Origin of the sequence: Vibrio sp. RE86 (assembly GCF_013114545.1) — a bacterium.
Classification (GTDB): domain Bacteria; phylum Pseudomonadota; class Gammaproteobacteria; order Enterobacterales; family Vibrionaceae; genus Vibrio.
This window is the reverse complement of sequence record NZ_VTXI01000006.1, coordinates 155211-177751: the sequence shown is the minus strand read 5'-3', so window position 1 is coordinate 177751 and position 22541 is coordinate 155211. Positions and strand designations below refer to the sequence as shown.

At 44.0% G+C, this 22541-nt stretch carries 22 protein-coding genes; 8 read left to right on the top strand and 14 right to left on the bottom strand.

Going from position 1 to position 22541, the window contains the following annotated elements; genetic code table 11:
• Positions 1–16 precede the first annotated feature (16 nt).
• From ttcA to F0231_RS08330, 4 genes are all read right to left on the bottom strand, one after another.
• Positions 17–910: a tRNA 2-thiocytidine(32) synthetase TtcA gene (gene ttcA, locus F0231_RS08345; protein WP_171759264.1), complete on the bottom strand. Its 894-nt coding sequence runs from the start codon at positions 908–910 to the stop codon at positions 17–19.
• Between the two features lie 223 nt (positions 911–1133).
• The gene (locus F0231_RS08340) at positions 1134–1793 is read right to left on the bottom strand and encodes a DUF2987 domain-containing protein (protein ID WP_171759263.1); all 660 of its coding nucleotides are present in this window, start codon (positions 1791–1793) and stop codon (positions 1134–1136) included.
• Positions 1794–1805: 12 nt separating this feature from the next.
• Positions 1806–2666 (bottom strand): glucosaminidase domain-containing protein, encoded by an 861-nt coding sequence (locus tag F0231_RS08335; RefSeq protein WP_171759322.1) that lies wholly within the window; start codon positions 2664–2666, stop codon positions 1806–1808.
• The gene (locus tag F0231_RS08330) at positions 2659–3462 is read right to left on the bottom strand and encodes a hypothetical protein (RefSeq protein ID WP_171759262.1); all 804 of its coding nucleotides are present in this window, start codon (positions 3460–3462) and stop codon (positions 2659–2661) included. The genes F0231_RS08335 and F0231_RS08330 overlap by 8 nt, the downstream gene beginning before the upstream one ends.
• Before the next feature lie 380 nt (positions 3463–3842).
• Here F0231_RS08330 and potA point away from each other — a divergent pair, with 380 nt between their 5' ends.
• The 6 genes from potA to F0231_RS08300 all read left to right on the top strand — a co-directional run bounded on the left by potA (position 3843) and on the right by F0231_RS08300 (position 9824).
• The gene (potA, locus tag F0231_RS08325) at positions 3843–4976 is read left to right on the top strand and encodes a spermidine/putrescine ABC transporter ATP-binding protein PotA (RefSeq protein ID WP_171759321.1); all 1134 of its coding nucleotides are present in this window, start codon (positions 3843–3845) and stop codon (positions 4974–4976) included.
• Complete coding sequence (gene potB, locus F0231_RS08320; RefSeq protein ID WP_171759261.1) at positions 4957–5817, top strand: spermidine/putrescine ABC transporter permease PotB; 861 nt, start codon at positions 4957–4959, stop codon at positions 5815–5817. The genes potA and potB overlap by 20 nt, the downstream gene beginning before the upstream one ends.
• On the top strand, positions 5817–6587 hold the full coding sequence (gene potC / locus F0231_RS08315; protein ID WP_171759260.1) for a spermidine/putrescine ABC transporter permease PotC: 771 nt from the start codon (positions 5817–5819) through the stop codon (positions 6585–6587). Before potB ends, potC begins: the two co-directional genes overlap by 1 nt.
• Positions 6588–6701: 114 nt before the next feature.
• Entirely contained in the window at positions 6702–7736 is a 1035-nt protein-coding gene (locus F0231_RS08310; RefSeq protein ID WP_171759259.1) for an extracellular solute-binding protein, read from the top strand.
• A gap of 169 nt (positions 7737–7905) precedes the next feature.
• Complete coding sequence (locus tag F0231_RS08305; RefSeq protein ID WP_171759258.1) at positions 7906–8943, top strand: extracellular solute-binding protein; 1038 nt, start codon at positions 7906–7908, stop codon at positions 8941–8943.
• A gap of 101 nt (positions 8944–9044) precedes the next feature.
• On the top strand, positions 9045–9824 hold the full coding sequence (locus F0231_RS08300; protein WP_367613465.1) for a GGDEF domain-containing protein: 780 nt from the start codon (positions 9045–9047) through the stop codon (positions 9822–9824).
• 35 nt (positions 9825–9859) lie between these two features.
• On the opposite strand, the gene cobB is transcribed toward F0231_RS08300, so the two are convergent.
• The 10 genes from cobB to F0231_RS08250 all read right to left on the bottom strand — a co-directional run bounded on the left by cobB (position 9860) and on the right by F0231_RS08250 (position 19452).
• The gene (cobB, locus tag F0231_RS08295) at positions 9860–10597 is read right to left on the bottom strand and encodes a Sir2 family NAD+-dependent deacetylase (RefSeq protein ID WP_171759257.1); all 738 of its coding nucleotides are present in this window, start codon (positions 10595–10597) and stop codon (positions 9860–9862) included.
• A 187-nt stretch (positions 10598–10784) separates the two neighbouring features.
• Positions 10785–11201: a hypothetical protein gene (locus F0231_RS08290; RefSeq protein WP_171759256.1), complete on the bottom strand. Its 417-nt coding sequence runs from the start codon at positions 11199–11201 to the stop codon at positions 10785–10787.
• Positions 11185–12240 (bottom strand): formate dehydrogenase subunit gamma, encoded by a 1056-nt coding sequence (locus F0231_RS08285; protein WP_171759255.1) that lies wholly within the window; start codon positions 12238–12240, stop codon positions 11185–11187. Before F0231_RS08285 ends, F0231_RS08290 begins: the two co-directional genes overlap by 17 nt.
• Before the next feature lie 14 nt (positions 12241–12254).
• Positions 12255–12863, bottom strand: coding sequence for a formate dehydrogenase FDH3 subunit beta (gene fdh3B, locus F0231_RS08280; RefSeq protein WP_004745954.1), 609 nt, complete (start codon positions 12861–12863; stop codon positions 12255–12257).
• Positions 12864–12874: 11 nt separating this feature from the next.
• Positions 12875–15730 carry a formate dehydrogenase subunit alpha gene (locus tag F0231_RS08275; RefSeq protein ID WP_171759254.1) on the bottom strand — a complete coding sequence of 952 codons (2856 nt, stop codon included), beginning with the start codon at positions 15728–15730 and terminating at the stop codon, positions 12875–12877.
• 10 nt (positions 15731–15740) lie between these two features.
• Positions 15741–15941, bottom strand: coding sequence for a twin-arginine translocation signal domain-containing protein (locus F0231_RS08270; protein WP_171759253.1), 201 nt, complete (start codon positions 15939–15941; stop codon positions 15741–15743).
• Positions 15942–15985: 44 nt separating this feature from the next.
• Entirely contained in the window at positions 15986–16618 is a 633-nt protein-coding gene (locus F0231_RS08265; protein WP_171759252.1) for a molecular chaperone, read from the bottom strand.
• 12 nt (positions 16619–16630) lie between these two features.
• On the bottom strand, positions 16631–18292 hold the full coding sequence (locus F0231_RS08260; protein WP_171759251.1) for a 4Fe-4S binding protein: 1662 nt from the start codon (positions 18290–18292) through the stop codon (positions 16631–16633).
• A gap of 178 nt (positions 18293–18470) precedes the next feature.
• A complete protein-coding gene (locus tag F0231_RS08255; protein WP_171759250.1) occupies positions 18471–18998 on the bottom strand; it encodes a DUF3306 domain-containing protein in 528 nt (175 codons plus the stop codon).
• On the bottom strand, positions 18988–19452 hold the full coding sequence (locus F0231_RS08250) for a DUF3305 domain-containing protein (RefSeq protein WP_171759249.1): 465 nt from the start codon (positions 19450–19452) through the stop codon (positions 18988–18990). Before F0231_RS08250 ends, F0231_RS08255 begins: the two co-directional genes overlap by 11 nt.
• 242 nt (positions 19453–19694) lie before the next feature.
• Here F0231_RS08250 and fdhD point away from each other — a divergent pair, with 242 nt between their 5' ends.
• Together fdhD and F0231_RS08240 are read left to right on the top strand one after the other, a co-directional pair.
• Positions 19695–20519 (top strand): formate dehydrogenase accessory sulfurtransferase FdhD, encoded by an 825-nt coding sequence (fdhD, locus tag F0231_RS08245; protein WP_171759248.1) that lies wholly within the window; start codon positions 19695–19697, stop codon positions 20517–20519.
• Positions 20520–20644: 125 nt separating this feature from the next.
• The gene (locus F0231_RS08240) at positions 20645–22534 is read left to right on the top strand and encodes a methyl-accepting chemotaxis protein (RefSeq protein ID WP_171759247.1); all 1890 of its coding nucleotides are present in this window, start codon (positions 20645–20647) and stop codon (positions 22532–22534) included.
• Positions 22535–22541 lie beyond the last annotated feature (7 nt).

Genomic DNA, 22541 nt, shown 5'->3' with positions numbered 1-22541 from the left:
TTCAATCTCTTTAGTGCTAGATGTTGGTTACATCGATAAACATGGATTCGTCGATGTTTGTTGAAGACACTGTCGCTTCACTAAACTCATACTCTTCTCGCTCACCTTCTCGATCTAATGGAAGGTTTACGAAGTCAAACAAGTTACGGTCAGCCAATTGACTTGGGCTGACGTTCTGGATTGACTTAAAGATAGCCTCTACACGTCCTGGTGTTTTCTTATCCCAATCAATCAGCATCGCTTTGATTGATTGACGCTGTAAGTTCTCTTGAGAACCACATAGGTTACAAGGAATGATTGGGAACTCTTTATGCTCAGCGTATTTGATCAGGTCTTTCTCGCGGCAGTATGTCAGCGGACGGATCACAACGTTACGGCCGTCGTCTGAACGCAGTTTAGGTGGCATCGCTTTAAGTCGAGAACCATGGAACATGTTAAGGAACATGGTTTCTACAATGTCGTCCATGTGGTGACCAAGCGCTAGCTTAGTCGCACCAATTTTCTCAGCAAATGAGTAAAGCGTACCACGGCGAAGACGTGAACAAAGGCCACATGTCGTTTTGCCCTCTGGAATCTTTTCGCGCACAACTGAATAAGTATCTTTATCTACGATGTAGTAAGGGATATTCAGTGTTTCAAAGTAGTCCGGCAGGATATGCTCAGGGAAACCAGGTTGTTTCTGATCTAGGTTTACTGCGACAACTTCAAATTTAATTGGCGCTGCTTTTTGAAGATTCAGTAAGATATCTAGCATCGCAAATGAATCTTTACCGCCACTAATACATGCCATGACAACATCGCCTTCTTCGATCATGTTGTAATCAGCGATGGCAGTTCCAACTTGTCTTCTAAGGCGTTTTTGAAGTTTGTTGAATTCTAGGACTTCTTTTCTTGTATCTGTTTGATTCATTGCGAGCTCTCACATTGCCGACGTTAATCGACACTAGGACTTCCTAACGTGGTTTATTTGGGGCGTGGATTATACGAGCTTTTTGGATAGGATTAAATGTTTGTATCGTTCTAGAGCTCAAGAAAGTTCTTTTGAGCTGACTTATCTCAATCAAATACGCTCTAATCAATGCAACAGATAAGAAAAAGGCCGCATTTCGCGGCCTTGATGATTTGTCAGAATACTAATTAGCTCGCGGCAAATACGGTAATACTCGTGCTGTTGACGCTGGTAACGTCATACTGCCACCCTCACCGATTTCAGACAGCGCTACTTGTACCTTCCCATCAACAATTTGTTTTGTTTTACCATTCGAGAACTGAATCGTCGAATTGAGATTATCTGGGAACTCTAACGTCACGCCCTCTACATCAGGGGTAAAGTAGCTTGCAAACATGCCACCGAGTTGTTCAAGTATCACCTGCATTTGAGGCAGTAGCACTTTTACATCTTCATACTTCACTTCGCCTGCCATAGGCTCTTTGGTCATTACTACCATAGAGAAGTCGCAGCGCGTATCAATTGGAGTATGAACAAAAACAAGCGGATTGGCTGAACGTAGATTGTTGTCTAATGGAACGACGACTTCGTTATATGGAGAGATAGTGAGTTCTTCATAGTGCTCTTCTTTCTCCATCCATGCTTTTTCAATGGTACACAACTTCTTGGTGTCCGCATTGAGGAAAAAGAAGCCGACTTTAACATCATCATGTCCTTCTTTCGCATTCTGTTTCATGTGCGAATAGAGTTTAGAATAGGTGAACATGTATTCTTGAGCTTGCAAAGGTAAAGAGATGGCGCCAGAGAGTGCGGCAGCCAAGATCGCTAACGTTACTTTTTTCATTGATTTCTTTTCTTATTGATTGGCTAGGGGTTGGTCCCAGTACTGACGATTGTGCCTGATCATACTTTGTAAGTCGTTGACGTATGCCTCACCGCGTTCAGAGTACCTTAAAAGTCCATTACTTAATGCAGTGGCTGCATCAGTATCGGTAAGACTGTCGCCGTTTAAATGACGCTGATAACGAATTTCCCTAAGATCTTCATAAGCACGATTGCGGTTCACATTCATAAAGTAACCGTGAATCGACTGTTGAACGGAACTAAACTTAGCGACTTCGTGAGTCATACCGTCACTTCGCTGCAGTGGAACAAGGCCACAACCCGCGCTGTAGCACCATTGACCAAAATAGTTATTGGCTTGAGTAGCGAATCGTGAGGTTCCCCACGCTGACTCATTCGCACCTTGCACGAGGACAAGCCCTTCGGGAATAACATCTACACGATGCAGCATCTTATTGAACCATTGTTCGTTGACACCATCGACGGTGACTTCAACGTTATAGAGTTTACCCAAGCGAGTGGCGTAGCTTTTGTCGGAATCTGTCAGGGTTTGATTCTCATAGCTGCGCTCGATGGCTTCCAAACGCTGGCGTTCTTTGGTGATGCGTTGGTTCTCTAATGCTATTCCCGGGCGAAGGTAATCAAAGAAAGCCTTCTTCTTCTGTTTAACATCAGTGATGGAGGCGAAGTCAGGTGCTTTACCTACTGACTCTCCTTCGAATTGAGATTGAGAGCCCGCGTCAATTTGAACTTGTTTGCGGCGTTCCTCTTCTTCAAGGCGGGTTTCTGCCACTCTATTTTGCTCGTAGCCATAAAAACTACAGCCGGCGATAACGCCAGCTGCAGCAATAGCAATCAGTTCACTCTTACGCATTGAACACTTGTGAATCGTTGTCATGGTCGTCTTCATCTTTTGGTCGATCAGAAGCAATAATTTTAAGTTTTATGCCAAACATATTACGGTAAATAACGCCCTTCACATGGAAGAAGAATGGCAAGACGAAGATCAAGCCTAAGCCATAGAACATCATTCCTACTACAAACATGATAGAAACTAGCGAGTAGATGCCCGCCAAAACGATGATCTTCTTATTCACTGCGCGAAGAGAAAGCAGCAAGGATTGCATTGGCGAGATCTGCTTTTCACAAATCAAAAGAATTGAGTTACTGAACGCAAGCGACAGATAAAGAGATAATAGAGGGAAGATCATACCCGCTACGCCTTGCAGCAATAAACTGAATAGCGTTGCTAATATAACAGGTACAGTGTATTGCAGGCCTTTGCCAATATGGCGAGATTTAGTAGTCAAACCTGCTGCATGGCTCATTGCCATCAAACTGATGCCCGCATAAATCGGTGCACTGATCACTTCATAGCTAAAGTTAGCAATCATGATGGCACCAAAAATACTTGGGTCAAAGGCTTCAGGATTAACGACTGCATCGAGAATAATGCCAGGGTTACCTAGCTGCAGTTTTAACGCAACGTAGAAAATAGCCAACTGAAGCACAATTAAGATAACAATAGAGGGAGAAAACGATAAAAAGTTCTTCATCGTGTGCTGCCACGCTTCTCTAAACACCTCGCCCGCTTTGAGCTCGTAGTCACCTGAAAGTGCTCGCTCTACGCTTCCACCTAAATTGAAATCTTTTTCAATGTCATTATTCATTCTTGAACCCAGTGCCTAAACAATCACTGTTCAGGCTAACTTGTTGATAAAAAATTGTATTCATTATACTGCAACCAAAGAGAGTCTAACATCGGATCTCGGGCTACAACTTGCTTTCTTGACTATTTGGTTGATAATTAACCACTAAACGCATCAAGACATCATCCATTTCGACCGTGAAATAGTGCAAATTATCCCTGAATCACTCGGTTTGTTTGGTATACACAGAGTATGGTAAGGAATGTTTACTTTTACCTGCAAAATTTTTTGTGTTTCAGGATAAGAAAATGCTTTGATTTCACACTTTTGGTGATTATGATGCGCGCCTCTAATTTGTGTAACTACGGGTCATTTTCTTAAATGATTTATAAATGACCAATGTGGGAGAAAAACAGACGTTGAACGCTAAACAAAATGCAGAACAACCAGTTATCCGTTTAACTGGAATCAGTAAAAGTTTTGATGGTAAAGAAATCATCAGCAATCTTAATTTAAATGTTAACCATGGTGAGTTCCTGACCATTTTAGGACCATCAGGTTGTGGTAAAACTACCGTGTTAAGAATGATTGCTGGCTTCGAAACTGCTGATAAGGGTGACATCATTCTTGATAACCAAAATGTTACTGAAGTTCCTGCAGAGAAAAGGCATGTAAACACTGTATTCCAAAGTTATGCACTCTTCCCTCATATGACTGTGTTTGAGAACGTTGCTTTTGGATTACGTATGCAAAAGGTGCCTAGCGCTGAGGTTGAGCCTCGTGTAATGGAAGCACTTCGCATGGTTCGCCTAGAAAAAATGGCACAGCGTAAACCACACCAGCTTTCTGGTGGTCAGCAGCAACGTATTGCGATTGCGCGAGCAGTTGTAAACAAACCTAAAGTATTACTGCTCGATGAGTCACTTTCTGCTCTGGATTACAAACTGCGTAAACAGATGCAAATTGAGCTTAAACAACTGCAACGCCAGCTAGGCATTACTTTCATTTTCGTTACTCACGATCAGGAAGAAGCCCTTTCGATGTCAGATCGTATTATTGTTATGCGTGATGGTGTGATCGAACAAGATGGCTCACCACGTGAGATCTATGAAGAGCCTAAGAACTTATTTGTTGCTCGCTTTATCGGTGAAATCAACGTGTTTAATACCACGATGATTGAACGCATTGATGACAAACGTATTCGCGCTGAGATTGAAGGTGTTGAGTCCGTCGTTTACTACGATGAAGAGGCACAAGCTGGTGATAAACTTCAAGTCCTACTGCGACCTGAAGACTTACGAATCGAAGAGATTAAAGAGTCTGAACACAAAGGCATTGTAGGTCACGTAACAGAGCGTACTTATAAGGGTATGACGCTAGATTCAGTGATCGAGCTTGAGTCAGGTATGCGTGTAATGGTTAGCGAATTCTTCAATGAAGATGATCCTGATGTGGATCACTCTCTTGGTCAGAAGGTTGCGATCACTTGGGTTGAAAGCTGGGAGGTGGTACTGAATGAAAGCGCCGAAGCTTAATCTTCAAAATGCCATCATCACCTTAATCGTTGCTTGGCTAACACTGTTTGTGTTGGTACCAAACGTGATGATTATTGCGACCAGTTTCCTAACGCGCGACGAAGCAAACCTGATAGAGATGACATTTACGTTAGATAACTATCTACGTTTAATGGACCCTCTTTACGCCAAAGTATTGATGCACTCGTTCTACATGGCGATTGTTGCAACCTTATTGTGTTTGGTGATTGGCTACCCATTTGCTTACATCGTAGCGAAGATGCCTGAAAAATGGCGTCCAATCATGCTGTTTTTGGTGATCGTACCGTTTTGGACTAACTCTCTAATCCGCACTTATGGATTAAAGATCGTGCTCGGTACTCAAGGCATCTTAAACAAGTCGCTGATGGCGATGGAAATCATCGATAAGCCTATACGTCTAATGTATACAGAAACTGCGGTGATGATCGGCCTGGTCTACATTCTGTTGCCATTTATGATTTTGCCGCTGTATTCGGCAATCGAGAAACTGGATGACACTTATGTAGAAGCGGCGAAAGACCTTGGTGCAAACAAGTTCCAGATTTTCACAAAGGTTACTTTGCCTCTGACCATGCCAGGTATTATTGGCGGTTGTTTACTGGTTCTATTGCCAGCACTTGGAATGTTCTACATTTCCGACTTGTTAGGCGGTGCGAAAAACCTATTAATTGGTAACGTCATCAAGAGCCAAGTATTGAATGCTCGTGATTGGCCATTTGGCGCAGCAACCAGTATCGCCCTCACCTTCGCGATGGCGGTGATGTTATATGCCTACTACAGAGCGGGTAAGCTATTGAATAAGAAAGTGGAACTAGACTAATGGGACGTACGGTTAGATTTAGCTTTATGACATTGGTATATGCTTTCTTGTATCTACCAATCATTGTTTTGATCGTGAACTCATTCAATGCCAATAAATTTGGTATGAAATGGGGTGGATTTACAACTAAGTGGTATGAAACGCTCGTCAATAACGACAGCTTGATGCAAGCGGCGTGGCATTCACTAAACGTAGCGGTATTTTCTGCAACAGCGGCAACCATTATTGGTAGCTTAACGGCTGTTGCCCTATTCCGCTATTCGTTCAAAGGTAAAGGTGCCGTAAACGGGATGCTGTTTGTCGTGATGATGTCCCCTGATATCGTTATGGCGATTTCATTACTTGCGCTGTTCCTTGTGATGGGTGCTCAGCTCGGCTTTTTAACCTTACTTGTAGCTCACATCACTTTCTGTCTGCCATTTGTTGTTGTGACGGTGTACAGCCGCCTAAATGGCTTTGACGTGAAGATGCTTGAAGCGGCGAAAGACTTAGGCGCAAGTGAATGGGTAATTTTGAAACAAATTATCCTGCCATTAGCAAAACCTGCAGTTGCAGCGGGTTGGTTATTGAGTTTCACACTCTCGTTGGATGATGTAATTATTAGTTCATTCGTGACTGGGCCAACCTACGAAATTTTGCCTTTGAAGATTTACTCGATGGTTAAAGTGGGTATTTCACCTGAAGTAAATGCCCTTGCAACCGTCATGCTGATTGTTTCTTTAGTTCTTGTTGTGATTTCGCAGTTGCTTGCGAGAGAGAAAGTAAAGTAGAATCCGCATCTAATCTCACGAAACAGAATGGTATTTTGCCATTCTGTTTTTCTATCTAACGCCGTAAAGCATCCAATCGTGGGTGTGGCAACGTTTGGTTTGGAGCTAACGTAAATGAAAAAATGGGCTACTTTATTAGCTGGTAGTGCATGTGCGCTTTCTCTGTTCTCAGGTTCAGTGGCAGCGAACGACAAAAATGAACTCGTTTTTATGAACTGGGGACCTTACATCAACAGTAATATCCTAGAACAGTTCACAGACGAAACTGGCATTAAGGTTATCTACTCTACTTACGAGTCAAACGAGACCCTTTATGCAAAGCTAAAGACACATAATCAAGGTTATGATCTTGTTGTCCCTTCAACTTACTTCGTCGCAAAAATGCGTGATGAAGGCATGCTTCAAAAGATCGACAAGTCAAAGCTAAGCAACTTCTCTAACCTAGATAAGAACTACTTAGATAAACCTTACGATCCAAGCAACGATTACTCTATTCCACATGTGGTTGCAATTACAGGTCTTGCTGTAAACGCAGACATGTACGATCCAAACGACTTTACAAGCTGGGCAGATTTGTGGAACCCAGAGCTAGAAGGTCAATTAATGTTGATGGATGACACTCGTGAAGTGTTCCACATCGCACTGCGCAAGCTTGGCTATTCTGGTAACTCTACGGATCCTAAACAGATTGATGAAGCCTACGCAGAGCTACAAAAATTAATGCCAAACGTTCTAGTGTTTAACTCTGATAACCCAGGCGCACCATACATGTCTGGTGAAGTCGGTGTTGGAATGCTTTGGAACGGCAGTGCGGCTGCTGCGCAAAATGAAGGTATGAACCTAAAATTGGTATTCCCTAAAGAAGGCGGTATCGGCTGGGTTGATAACTTCGCGATTTCATCGGGTGCGAAAAACGTAGATGCAGCACATAAAATGATCGACTTCTTGTTGCGTCCTGAAATCGCTGAGCAGATCTCGCGTGATACGGGTTACCTGACGGCAGTGGAAGAATCTAATGCGAAGTTTAAAGACGTGGCACCGTTATTCCCTTCGCAAGAAGCTTTAGATCGAGTGGAATGGCAAGATTCTGTTGGCGATTTGACCGTTAAGTACGAAGAATATTTCTTGAAGCTTAAAGCAGGTCAATAAGACAGCGAATTTATAAAAATAGGCAGCCTCGGCTGCCTATTTTGCTTTTGGCTGATATACTTACGCCCTGCTAGACTTGTCATGAAGATAAGTAAGTTTGAAACGATGGTTTTGCATGAGCCTATTTATTAGACCTTATCTTGCAAAACATAGATAAAACGGAATAACAATGAAAAGTAAATTCTACGCAAGTGCACTTTGCGCCGCGACTTTAATCGCTTCACCTGCAATGGCTGCTGACCAAGAGCTCTACTTCTACAACTGGTCGGAATACATTCCAAATGAAGTGCTTGAAGACTTTACCAAAGAAACCGGCATCAAAGTAATTTACTCAACCTATGAGTCTAACGAGAGCATGTATGCAAAGCTTAAGACTCAAGGTTCAGGTTACGACCTTGTAGTACCGTCTACATACTTTGTGTCTAAAATGCGCAAAGAAGGCATGCTTCAGCAAATCGACAAAACGAAGCTAAGCCATTTTGAAGACTTGGATACAAACTTCCTAAATAAACCTTTTGATCCAAGTAACAACTACTCTATCCCTTACATTTGGGGCGCAACAGGTATTGGTATCAACTCTGATATGCTTGATGGCTCTTCAGTAACCAAATGGGACGATTTTTGGGATAGCAAGTGGGAAGGTCAGCTTATGCTGATGGATGACTCGCGTGAAGTCTTCCACATTGCACTAACTAAACTAGGCTACTCGCCTAACACAACGAACCCAGACGAAATCAAAGCTGCGTACGAAGAGCTTAAAAAGCTGATGCCAAACGTCCTTGTGTTCAACTCTGACTTTCCAGCTAACCCTTATCTAGCGGGCGAAGTATCACTAGGTATGCTTTGGAATGGTTCTGCTTACATGGCTCGCCAAGAAGGCGCATCAATCGATATTATCTGGCCTGAGAAAGGGACAGTTTTCTGGATGGACAGTCTAGCAATCCCAGCTGAAGCGAAAAACGTTGAAGCGGCACACAAGATGATCGATTTCTTACTTCGCCCTGAGAATGCAGCAAAAATCGCTTTAGAAATTGGTTACCCAACACCAGTTGCAACAGCTCACGCTCTACTACCTGAAGAGTTTGCAAATGACACAAGCATCTTCCCACCACAAGAAGTGATGGACAGTGGTACTTGGCAGGATGAAGTCGGTGAAGCAAGCGTAATTTATGACGAGTACTTCCAAAAATTAAAAGTCGATAATTAAATATCGTCACCTACACTTAATAAAGCGGCTTTTGCCGCTTTATTTTTATCAATAAATAACGTAACTTCTACGGTATGTTGTATGTCAAAAAAGTGTTAACGTTGAAACAAAAAGCTGCCCTAACCTTAATTGCTGCAATGCTTGTCTTGTCGCTAGCAATGATGTCTCTGCAATATATCGTCGAGATCGACTCGAGTTATGACCTATTGTTTGAGAGCAACACTCTTTTCATCGTTATCTATATCTACGTTGTCGCTCGCGACTCTATTCTTCACAATGCCAAACTTAAATACGGCTTACTTCTTCTTATCTTCAACAAGTTTTACGACGTTATTACCGAGATTGAGGTATACGATCGTATTGCCGATCAGCATGAGTTTATTGATACCTTTCTCGAAGATGGTTTACTCCAACTCTCTTTCCTTATCATCGCATTTGGTATTACAGAGATGTTACGTGACATTAAAGACAACGCAGCAAAAGATGAGTTAACAGGTCTCTACAATCGTAAGAAGCTAGATACAATTAAGCTTGAGCTGTTCGACCTTATTTATATCGACTTGGACGGCCTAAAAATTGTCAATGACTCTAAGGGGCACCATGTCGGTGATTTGATGATCATTCGCTTTGCTCAAGCGTTGAATTCATCTGTTGGTGACGCTAGTCAAGCGTTTCGTGTCGGTGGCGATGAGTTTATTGTTACTGTGCCAGTTGGCCAAGGAGAGGCATTTATCGCTAGCCTTAAAGACACTTTATCTGGTGAGCAAATTGGTTTCAGCTACGGGATTGAAACTGCAACAACACAAGAAAGCCTACAAGAAGCATTAGTGAAAACGGATAAAGCAATGTATGAAATGAAAAACTCCCAGCGAAACAGCTGAGAGCTCTTGTTGATTAGGTACTAAATTCGTATAGATTAGGCATGTTTTACATCGGGTTGCTGCAAACTTAAGATTTCATCAACCAACTTCGGAACTTCAATACTCGCTTTGCCATAGCGTTTTTCTTCAAATTCACTTTCTACAGCACTTGGCTCCAAGTTAATCTCTATCGTATGTGCGCCATGCATTTTTGCATCGTGAACGAACCCAGCTGCAGGATACACTACGCCTGAAGTGCCTATTGATATGAACAAGTCGGCTTGCTCTAGAGCTGAATAGATGTCCCCCATTCGTAATGGCATTTCACCAAACCACACCACATGAGGGCGCATCTGTGAAGGGATCTGACAACAATGGCAGAGGTCGCCTGATTTGATCTCCCCCTTCTCTTCAATCACCTGATTTGATTCACTACAACGCGACTTAAGTAATTCGCCATGCATGTGAATAATGTTCTCGCTACCGCCACGCTCGTGCAAATTATCAATATTCTGCGTAATCACGGTCACTTTGCCATCCAACAATTGCTCTAGCTGACCCAAAGCAGTATGAGCAGCATTGGGCTTAATGTTGGGCTCTTGTAAGCCTATTCGACGTTGATTATAGAAATCTTGCACCAAATCTGGGTTTCTCTCAAAGCCCTCTGGTGTAGCAACATCTTCAATTCTATGATTTTCCCATAGCCCATCTTGCGCACGGAAAGTTTGAATTCCAGACTCGGCAGAGATTCCTGCGCCAGTTAATATCACAACATTACGATACGGGAACTTCATACTACAATCCTTGTTAGTTTTCTTACTGTTAGATTAGCACTCTCGCTCCAAGTTCTACAGCCATACGGATTAGACTATGGTCGAAACATTGCGCTTTTTACCTAACTTTTGTGAGGTTAATCGAGGGTAAAATGCAGATATAAAAAAGCCCCGACCGTATGTCGAGGCTTTTTGTATTAGACACTGGTTAAAGGTTTGGGCCTTTTGTCAGTGCAAAGGGTTCGTTAGCCTTTAGTTGCTTCATACCTTGGAACATACGTACAAACCAAAAAGCAATGGCGATCAAACCAAACGCTAGTCCAACATAAGGAATGTAATAGGCAATTTCATCAATGATATGGCTTTTATACCAATAGTCATTTAGGCCAATTAGCACTCCATTTGATGTCGCAACTGTTATGATCAAGACAACGAAGTAAGTCAGGTTAAGGAAGAAGGTACGAATCAAGCCGTAGTAATGTGAGTCTATCACTTCACCGTCTTCCCCTTTATCCAGCCGATAACCTGCATAAATGATGGCAATAACACCAGAGATCAAGCAAGTAAATGGAGTAAAACAGCTTAGGATATACGCAACCCAAATACCATTATGAGGTTTGTTCATCGACTTGTGCTCCTTTCACTGCTTTAGGATTTGAATCCGCTTTCTCTTCAAGCGCCTCTTTTTCCATCATCTCTTGATACCAAAGGTCATGGTGTTCTTTGGCCCAAGTTTCATCAACCTCACCTGTTACCATGCCTTCTAACGCTCCTTCCATGCCGAATAGACCGATGTAGATATGGAAAACGAACCCACAGATTAGGATAAGCGCCGCTAACATATGAACGAGGTTTGACAGCTCCATATCTCGACGTGTTTGCCCAAAGATCGGAAAATCAAGAACTAAGCCACTAAGCGCAACCACGGTACCGACCACAATCAACAGCCAAAACAGTGCCTTTTCACCTGCATTTGAAAACTCTGCTGAAGGGTGTGAGCCCTTGTGTTTACCCACCATACCGCCAAGTTTCATAAACCAAACAAGATCGACTTTCTTGAAGATCGATTTGCGCCACCATTTAATTAGGACGCATACCAGTAATACATAGAAGATAGGACCAATGTAGTTATGGTATTGCTTGGCTAACATGATGATAAAGCCCCATAGTTCCGTTGGGATGTAAGGCTTCAAGAAATGCTTGCCATAGACCAACATCAAACCACTAAAGGCTAATGTTAAGAATGTAAATGCCATGCTCCAGTGCAATGCACGATCGAGTCGAGACCAGCGTTTGATCTTCTTACCCGTTCTTGGAGCGCTCAGCATTAGCGGGCCAATTACAATGTACATTAACGTGACGAAAGCGATGCTGCCGAAAATAGCGACCGCTCCCGCTGGCGACATCCATTTCTCTTTCAAAATGTACCAAGTTTGCCCTGGTGTACTAATAAGCATTCCGTGCTCTGGGAACTGAGATGTGGTGTAGCCCTCTTCACCTTGACGAACTTGACGCCAAAAATCGGCACCAGCCAATTGGGTCATTTCACGTTGTGCAACTTCAGACTCTTTTTGCTCAGCATGCGCAGGCAGCGAAAAAGCAAAGAGTAATGCTGCCATCATTGACAGCATTACAAGAGATGCACGTTTAAACATTGAAAACATGTATCTCTCCAGTTTTAGCTTTTCGTTGCGTCGTAAGACAGATCATTACCATCTGTCCAACCAGCACCTTTCGCGCCGCGCTCAACAACACGTTGACGGAAGATATCAGAGACTTTCTCTGCATCACCAGCCAATAGTGCTTTTGTAGAACACAGTGATGCACACATTGGCAGTTTTCCTTCAGCAATTCGGTTCGCACCGTACTTCTGACGCTCTTCGACTGAACCTGCTTCCGTTTCTGGACCACCGGCACAGAAGGTACATTTGTCCATCTTGCCACGCTCACCAAAGGCTTCTTGTTTAGGAAACTGTGGCGCGCCGAAAGGACACGCAAACAAGCAGTAACCACAACCGATACACAGATCTTTGTTGTGAAGAACGATGCCATCTTCAGTATGCTCAAAACAGTCCGCAGGACAAACCGCCATACAAGGCGCGTCTGTACAGTGCATACATGCAACTGAGATTGAGTTCTCACCTGGTTCGCCGTCATTAAGAGTGACTACGCGGCGGCGCTGAATGCCCCACTCTAACGCGTCATCATTTTCGTTCTTACATGCAGTGACACAGCCGTTACATTCGATGCAGCGTTTAGTGTCACAAAGGAATTTCATTCTAGCCATCTGTTGACTCCTTACGCTTTGCGAATGTTACATAGGGTGACTTTGGTTTCCTGCATCTGAGTAACAGGATCGTAGCCGTAGGTGGTTGCCGTATTTGCAGCCTCACCAGTGACGTATGGTGCGGTACCTTCTGGGTACTTAGCTGTTAGATTCTCACCTTGGAAGCGACCACCGAAGTGGAATGGAATAAACGCAAGGCCAGGTTTAACGCGACGTGTCACTAGCGCTTTAACCTTGATGCGGCCTTTCTCAGCACCTTCTACCCAAACATCATCGCCATCTTTAAAGCCAATGTCGTTCGCGTCTTTCGGGTTCACCTCAACAAACATCTCTTGCTGAAGCTCTGCCAGCCAAGGGTTCGAACGTGTCTCTTCACCACCACCTTCGTACTCAACCAAACGACCCGAGGTTAAGATAATTGGGTACTCAGCCGATTTGTCTTGGTCTTGAATCGATTTGTACAGTGTAGGTAAACGGTAGATTGACTCACTGTCGTCCCACGTTGGGTAATCGGTGACAAGGTCACGTCTTGGCGTGTACAACGGCTCGCGGTGTAGCGGAACACGGTCTGGGAACGTCCAAACCACAGCACGCGCTTTCGCGTTACCATAAGGAATACAACCATGTTTAATCGCAACACGCTGAATACCACCCGAAAGGTCGGTCTTCCAGTTTTTACCTTCTGCCAAAGCTTTCTCTTCAGCTGTTAGGTCATCCCACCAACCAAGCGCTTTAAGTAACTTGTCGCTAAATTCTGGGTAGCCATCTTCAATCTCTGAGCCTTTTGAGAAGCTGTCTTCAGCGAGTAGGTTGTTACCTTCATATTCGACGCCAAAGCGTGCACGGAAGTTACCACCACCTTGAGCCACAGGCTTAGACGTATCATAAAGAATGTGCGTACCAGGGTGCTTCATTTCTGGTGTACCCCAACATGGCCAAGGTAAACCGTAGGTTTCACCGTGAGCAACACCACCTTCTGCTTCTAGCGTTGTTTTATGGAATGTGTGCCAATTCTGTTGGTGCGCTTTTAGACGCTCAGGGCTTTGACCTGTGTAACCAATCGTCCACATCCCTTTGTTGAATTCACGAGTGATGTCTTCGATGTTTGGTTGATTGTTTTCAACTTTAACGTTCTTAAAGAGTTGATCAGCAAAACCTAGCTTCTTCGATAGCAGATACATGATTTCATGGTCTGGCTTCGATTCGAAGAGTGGCTCGATGATCTGATCACGCCATTGAATTGAACGGTTTGATGCCGTCACACTGCCGTGAGTCTCAAATTGAGTCGTTGCTGGAAGCAAGTAAACACCATCTGTACGTGTGTTCATTACTGCCGCGTGTGTCGGGTACGGATCGACGATAACCATCATATCCAACTTCGACATCGCTTTTTGCATCTCAGTACCACGTGTCTGAGAGTTTACCGCGTGACCCCAGTAGAACATCGCTCGGATGTTATCGTTTTGCTCAATGTTGTCTTTGTCTTCTAGAACTCCGTCAATCCAACGAGAAACAGGGATACCCATGTTGTTCATTGGCTTTTTGCCACGGTACTCATTTTGGTCAAAGCGATTCTTAAGCCATTCGTAATCAACGTCCCAGACTTTAGCCCAGTGCTTCCATGAGCCGTCAGCAAGGCCGTAATATCCTGGAAGTGTGTGTGATAGTACGCCAAGGTCAGTTGCGCCTTGTACGTTATCGTGACCCCGGAAAATGTTCGCACCGCCGCCTGATTTACCCATGTTACCTAGCGCAAGCTCAAGCACACAGTAAGCGCGCGTATTGTTGTTACCGGTAGTATGCTGAGTACCACCCATACACCAAACCACACAGCCTGGGCGGTTCTCTGAAAGCAGTTTCGCTGTTTGGTAAACGTCTTGCTCTGATACGCCAGTCACGCGCTCTACTTCAGCAGGGTTCCATTTCGCAACTTCCGTGCGAATTTCATCCATACCAAACACACGTTGTTGGATGAATTGCTCATCTTCCCACTTGTTTGCAAATACATGCCACAGGATACCCCAGATAAATGCAACGTCTGAGCCTGGGCGAAGTGATACGTAGTGATCCGATTTCGCCGCCGTTCTTGTGCGGCGAGGATCCGCAACAACGATCTTACAGTTGTTTTTCTCTTTCGCGATCAAGATATGCTGCATCGCGACTGGGTGTGCTTCTGCTGGGTTAGAACCAATAAACAGCATCGACTTACAATTATGCATGTCATTGAACGAGTTCGTCATCGCGCCGTAACCCCAAGTATTCGCTACACCTGATACGGTTGTTGAGTGACAAATACGCGCTTGGTGGTCAACGTTGTTTGTTCCCCAAAGCGATGCCATTTTACGGAAGCTGTAAGCTTGTTCGTTGTTATGCTTAGCACTACCTAGCCAGTAAACGGAATCAGGACCAGACTCTTTTCGAATTTCTAGTGCCTTGTTGCCTATCTCTTCGATAGCTTGCTCCCAAGAAAGCTTTTTCCATTTGCCGCCTTCAAGCTTCATTGGGTACTTAAGTCGACGTTCACCATGACCATGTTCACGCAGTGCTGCACCTTTTGCACAATGGCCACCAGCATTAAATGGGTGATCAAATGCAGGTTCTTGACCTGTCCAAACACCATTTTGAACTTCTGCATAGATACCACAGCCCACCGAACAGTGAGAACAAATCGTACGTTTGATCTCTGTTTTGGCATTCGGATCAACCGATTTCGCTTCTGCTTTTTTGATCATCCCAGGAGCAAACAAACTTGCGCCTACTACCGCACCACCAGCTGCCAAAGAGCTGTTTTTCATAAACACACGGCGCGAAATACCTAATTGGTTTTGTTCTTTGCTCACATTATCGGAGCGCTTGACCAGTTTCATCGATTAGCTCCTATAGCGTTTCGTAGTAGTCACGAATATGTTGAGTCTCGTGATAGCCTGTTGTTTTTTCCTCATCTTTTTTCGGCACTACAGATTCTGAAGCGCTTGCCACTTGTGTCGTACCAGCGACAACTGCGCCAGCGACTGCTGCGGTTGTTAAGCCTTTGAGAAGTTCCCTACGGCCCTTATTTAACTCTTTGTTATCTTTCATTATTTGCTTCCTTACCCTTTGATTAGGTATTTTTATCGATGTGTTTACTGTGGTTGCTCATACTCAGTAACGTTCTTCACATCAATTTTTAATTTGCTCTTATTGTTCGATAGATTCTCGCTGAAACGCACTTGCTCCAATGTCATGAATGCATCCGCTAACTTAGCGACTGACAAATAGAAGTTCGCATGCTCTGCTTGATTAATCTGTTTAATAAACGATGGGTACCAAGTACCAATATGCTTATTGAAGAAAAGCTGTTGTAGCTCTTCTTCTTCATTGGTTAGCGCAGACATCACTTCGCAAAGTGCAGCGATGTGGTCTTCAGGTTCTTTCACTTGCTCAGCTCTCTCGAGACCAAGAAGTTCAAGATCATGGCGAATGGACGCGAGTGGCTTTTCCATTAATGAACCGGTTAAGTGCCACGAGGCAAATGGGACAACCTCTCCTCGACCAATCCCAATGAACAGTTCTTGGTATTCGTCCACTAGCGCATTTTGATCGCTGTCTAATGCGGTTTGCTTGAGTTGGTTCCAAGCTTGTTGCATCGCACTTTCGCTTGGCTCGGTGTCAATGTCGGATAAAAACGCAATCAACTCTTGTGTCGGGGTCTGACGAAATAGCGTCGAGAGCACAAGGTAGATCTCAGCACGAATGGTTTGTTGTTGGTTTTCCATTTCTCGATCGCCTTAGTAATTCAGTTGTTTAGTCGGGTCATCAGCCATGGCTTCAAACATGTCTACGACACGACAGTCTTCACACATCGCAATACGATTAAGTGCAGCTTCATCAGCAAAATGAGAGTGACCGCGTAACTTATCTTGCAACATATCGATCATGGATTGAGGTGCAAATGGCTTATGGCAACGAACACATTCAGCCGCTTTCTCTTGATGAATAACGGTTTCTGCTTGTCGACTTGCTTTGTCCCAATTCATACGCGTGGTTAGAGTCAGAGCATTCTCTGGACATGCTTTTTCGCATAGGCCACATTGAATACAGTCTTGTTCGACAAATTTAAGGGAAGGTGATGTACCGTCAGTGTGCAGAGCGCGAGTTGGGCAAACCGCCACACAACTCATACAAAGTGTACAATCGTTACTGTTACAGCTGACGTTTCCGTAAGGCGCGTTTGCAGGCAGATCTACAATGTTTTCAACGGGGATACGTGATTGGGCTAAGGCATCTAGTGCCGTAAAAAGGCGTTGACGCTTATTGCCTTGAAGATCGCCCAAAGCCAGATCAAATGATTCGGTACAAAGTGTCGGGGCCCCTTCTCTCAGAGATTCTAGATAGAGGATATCGACCGCTTCTTTTGCTATACCAAGCTGAGTTAGAAACTCTTGCGCGACTGACACTTCGTTATTGAGAACGCGCAAAATGGTTTCTGGCATAAAACGACTCGCCGCAAACAAAACTTGCGTTGCGCCATTCACAAGCGCTGCAAACCACGAATCAATGCCAACCGACGGTAGTTCTTCGACTACAACAGGAATCACATTGTCAGGTAGCGCTCTTAACGCCATAACATTGTATGACTCATGACGAGAGCTACAGATCAGAACGATAGGATCTGTCCCTCCTTCTGATTCATAGTTTGCGAGTGTGCGTTCGATGAACTTTTGCGTCTCTTGCGGATTAGGTAGCGCATAATGAATCGCTTCTGTAGGACATGCGGTTGCACATGTGCCTACCCCTTGACACAGATATGGGTTGATCTCGATTCTATGGCCTGTTTTCTCTGTACCTTCACTCGATAGAGCGCCCGCCGGACAAGCATCCACGCAGCGCTCACATCCTTTCACACCGCGAGAGCTATGTGCACAAAGATCGGTATCAAGTCGGAAAAATTTAGGCTTATCGAAAGTTCCCATTAGCGTTGGGATCTCTTCTAGTGCTTCCGCTAGCTTTGGATAACCGCGTCCAACCGGATAGTAACCAGGTACAGGTACTTCTTCAGTCATGCAGCTATTCAGGCAAAGGTCTAAAACAATATCAAAGCAGTCATGATTAATTGCGACTGTTGCCAAGTTGGTAGCAATACCGTTGTTTTCTGTTTCAACGGTAAACGTACCTAGAAAACCTGTCACACGAACTGAGCTGGCATAATAGAGGTTCTCGTGTTCGCTTTTTTCGCCATCGGTAGAAAGCAGAGTGACGCTTTTCATTTGCTCAAGTTGCTGAGCAGCACTTTCAATAATGGACGTAGGACCGATGATAAGCGTTTGGCCACCACTCTCATAACTCACTGTAGGTGGGATAAGATTGGTCAGCTCAACCGTATTTTCGAAAGCATGAAGTCTTGCTTTACCATTGGTTGAATTCGATTGTTGTAGTAATTGTTTTAGCATTGCTCTGTTCCAGTTAGAACGGAATATTCACTTATGAGCGTATTAGCAAATGCTGTACCAACTTTTTATGTAATATAAATCAGACATTTATCATTAATTGGAACGGATAACTGAGACAAAAAAACGGGGTGAGACAATTTGTCGCACCCCGTTTATTGTTCAATTAGTCAAAATGTACCTATTTTTTGTGTGGTATATTTTGTCTCACTTCCTCTGACTCAGGCGCTGTATCATCAAACTCGTCTTGAGTGATAGACAGCTCTTCGTCTTCAGTTTCATCATTACCGAGAGTTACTTCCTCTTCGTCGAGGTTCTCATCCGACTTAACCCAATCACGCAGTTTTTCTGCGACTTCTGAAGACAAGCTCTTTACTGCTGAATAGTCATGATCATAGTCATTTAACCCATCGAGTTCGCTAAACTCGCCTGATAGAAATAGTTTTCTTAACGCCGCTTTTTTTACTGCCGATTCTGCCTCTGAAGCGAGTAAAGCTGCAACGCTCGGTTCGTCACTCTCAGATGATTCAACTACATTTTGTTCACTAGTTACTGCAGTCTCGTCTGTCACTATCTCAGCGTTAGCTTCGACCGATGCTGCTTCACTTTCTATCAATTCAGCTTGGGAAGTGAACTCTTCAACTTCTTGGTTTTGTTCGTCGCCTTCAAGTTTTCTTTTAGACCAACGACTTAAAAAACTAGTTGCCACTTGCGCGCCCTGCTCCTTTGCGTTTTTTACGTCTCTGTTCTAGTAGCTCACCGTGCCTTCCAATAAAAGCTTCCATCCATGCTTGCACCGCTAATGGCATATCGTTAGACAGTACTAAGTAGTCACCATCCATATACTGGCCCGCTACGCTCTGTGAGGCCGTCAGGGTAACGATATTTGGTGTTTCGTCGGAATCGACGTTATCAAGCACTAAAAACAGTTTAGGCTGGTTGGAACTTAGATTGAATCGGTAATCCGTTCTCTCATCACGGTGAAGCTCTAACAGTTTTACCGTTGGGGTGACAGTTGTCGGTTGGAGGTTAAACTCCGTCAGCTGCCATTGAGTCGTTGTCCATAGCCCCGTTGCGATTTCATGAGCCACGAGTTTGCATTCAATAGACCAGAGTTCTTCGGTTTTTTGTAGATTGTCAGTCACAGTTTGTTGTTTTGCCATGGTTCACCAGCGAATAATTTGCTATTTAATTGGTTCGAATTGTTGATTCCTAGCCAATATCTAACAACACAGAAGCAATATTTGTACCTAGAAATACAACACGTTATCTTTGTTCAATCTAGTGCATATTTCGTCCTAAGACTTCAACGCTTTGTTAAATTTAGAAGTTCCGCCGATTGGGAACGCAAATTGCTAGTAAGATGTAGCAAAAATAATACTGATAGATCGAATAGGATACGTCCGTGGTTAAACCAAATATCATTAAAACCAGTGAAAACCCATTACAAACTCTTGAAGTGGAAGTATTCGACGAATACGGTGAGCGCCTAACCAAACAGATAGCCTGTGAACGCCCTTTGACCGTCATGCTCAACTGGAAAGAAGTTGTCACGTTAATGACGTTAGGCTCACGCCCTGAATCTCTTGTTTTAGGTTACTTAAAGAACCAGAGCTTTCTGAGTGATCCTGAAGCTCTAGAGTCTGTCATCATCGATTGGGAAACGCACACAGCGGCCGTCATTACCAAAGAAGACATTCAGCAAGTCGAAGGTGCTTTGAAGAAAAAGACCGTCACTTCTGGCTGTGGCCAAGGAACAATGTATGGCAATGTGATGAAGCAACTGGAAAACTATCAAGTTCCGCAAGTCACGTTAAAGCAATCTGAGATCTATTCCGCGCTTGAAGCCTTGACCCATTACAATGAGACCTACAAAAAAGCAGGCGCGGTGCATGGCTGTGCTGTGTGTACCGCGAATGAAGTACTCTCGTTTGTTGAAGATGTCGGTCGTCATAATGCCGTTGATACACTAGCCGGTGAAATGTGGTTGAATCAACAGACGGGTGACGACAAAATCTTTTATACAACAGGCCGCTTAACCTCTGAAATGGTTATTAAAGTTGCTCAGATGGGCATTCCTGTTTTACTTTCGCGCTCCGGTGTCACTCAGATGGGATTAGAGCTTGCAGAGAAATTTGGTATCACAACGATTGCCCGAGCAAAAGGTTTACGTTTTCAAGTTTTCACTGGCGCCGAGAAGATCAAGTTCGACGTTAAAGGCGCTGAATAAAACTCCCAGCCTGCTTGCATTGCCTCCTTTAAGTGCTATTAGTTTAATATCCCTCTGTAATAAAATTGTCATAACAATAACATCTAAGAGGGCTATTAAACGTCATAGGCTACAGGGAGGTGTCCATGAGTGGATCACCGAAATCGGCACGTTTTTCGCTGTCTCTATCTATCCGCACCAAGCTCATTCTTATCAACTTAACGCTCTTAATTGGCGTAGTTGCTTACGGAGCTTACGAACAATCCAGTCTTAATAAACTTGAGTCACTTGAACGCGCCTCTAGTGAAAACCTCAGTGGGTCCATTGATTTATTGATGCTAAGGCGTCATGAGAAAGACTTCTTAGCGCGCAAAGACGTTAAGTATCTTGTTCGCTTCGATACGACCTTTGTTCAGCTAAGTCGTCGCTTAGATACACTCACAGACACCCTATCCTCTCATGGGTTTAATGTCGCCAATCAATATGAACAGATTTCATCGACGTTGACCCAGTACAAGCGTCAGTTTGAGCAGCTCGCTCAAAAGGTTAACCAGATTGAAGCAAAAGACTCTCAGCAAAGTTATCAGGCTCAGCTAGACCAGGCGAGACAAACCTTAAAGAGTCGAGTTTCCGATACGCAAGATTTTCTGCTGAAGGTTGCATTGCTCGAATTAGTGGAAGCAGATCTGAGTTATATCGCAACTTCGTCAGTAAGTAGCATTTCAGATTTTGAATCTGCGATTGTTCGTTTCAATGAATACCCAGAACTCCCGCAAGACGTTGTGTCTGCATTTGGTGAGTATCAGTTGATTGCGAATCAGCATATTGAGGCCGTCACCGCATTGGGTCTAACAGCGAATGATGGGCTTCGAGGTGCTCTGCGTAATAACGTTCATAAAACTGAGCAAGCCATCGCTGACTTACAAAATGAAATTAACGGCATCATCAGCAACGCTTCGAGTTCAATCAAAGATCAGCTTCACATGATTGGTGCTGCCATAGTGCTCTTGTTATCTACCCTTCTCTATCTGATTGGTCGAAGCATTCTTCAGCGTATCAAAGCCATTAACGAGTTAATGCACCAAATTTCTACAGGTAATGGGGACCTTACAGTGCGCATGAATGCAAAAGGCACTGATGAGCTTGCTCAACTGGCGAATTCGTTTGATCTCTTTATCTCTAACCTCCATGGTCATATTACGGAATTAGCGCAAGTGATGAATGTACTCAGTGAAAGTTCATGCAGTTCAGAACAAGCAGCATCGCAAAGTATGAAAAACGCTGAACAGCAAAAGGTAGAATCGGAATCTGTCGCTACCGCGGTCAATGAGCTGGTGATGACGACCAACGAGATCACCGCTAACATCGAGTCAGCCGCTTCAAATGCAGAACATGTTTCAACCGAAGCTGCCAACGCGCTCAGCAAGACCCATCAAACCGGTGGCGAGATTGAAAACCTTGCCGATATGATTGAACAATCTCAGCAACAGATAATGGAGTTGGAAGCGCAGAGCCGTGAAATTAATCAAGTCGTGTCTACCATTCAAGGAATCGCTGAACAGACTAACCTACTGGCGCTCAATGCCGCGATTGAAGCCGCTCGAGCAGGCGAAAGTGGCCGAGGATTTGCCGTAGTGGCCGATGAAGTAAGACAGTTATCACTGATGACGAATGACTCAACTCACCAAATAGAGTCGACGATCCAAGGTCTTACGAACGGCATTTCACTAACTGTTAATAAGATGTCCTCAAGTGCCGAACAAGCTCGCACGGCAAATCGACATACGCATCAAGTGGTTGAAGCGATTGAGCGAATCAGTAGTCAAGTCACTGAAATGTTTGATATGAACACTCAGATAGCGACAGCATCAGAAGAACAGTCAGTGGTTTCTTCTGAAATAGATAGGAACATTACTGAAATCGCACACCTTGCGGGGAACACTTATCAAATAGTGTCTAGCTCTGTTAAGTGTAGCGAGCAGGTGTCAGGGGTGAGTCATCAATTAGAAAGGATAGTGGCTCAGTTTAAGTATTGATATCGTG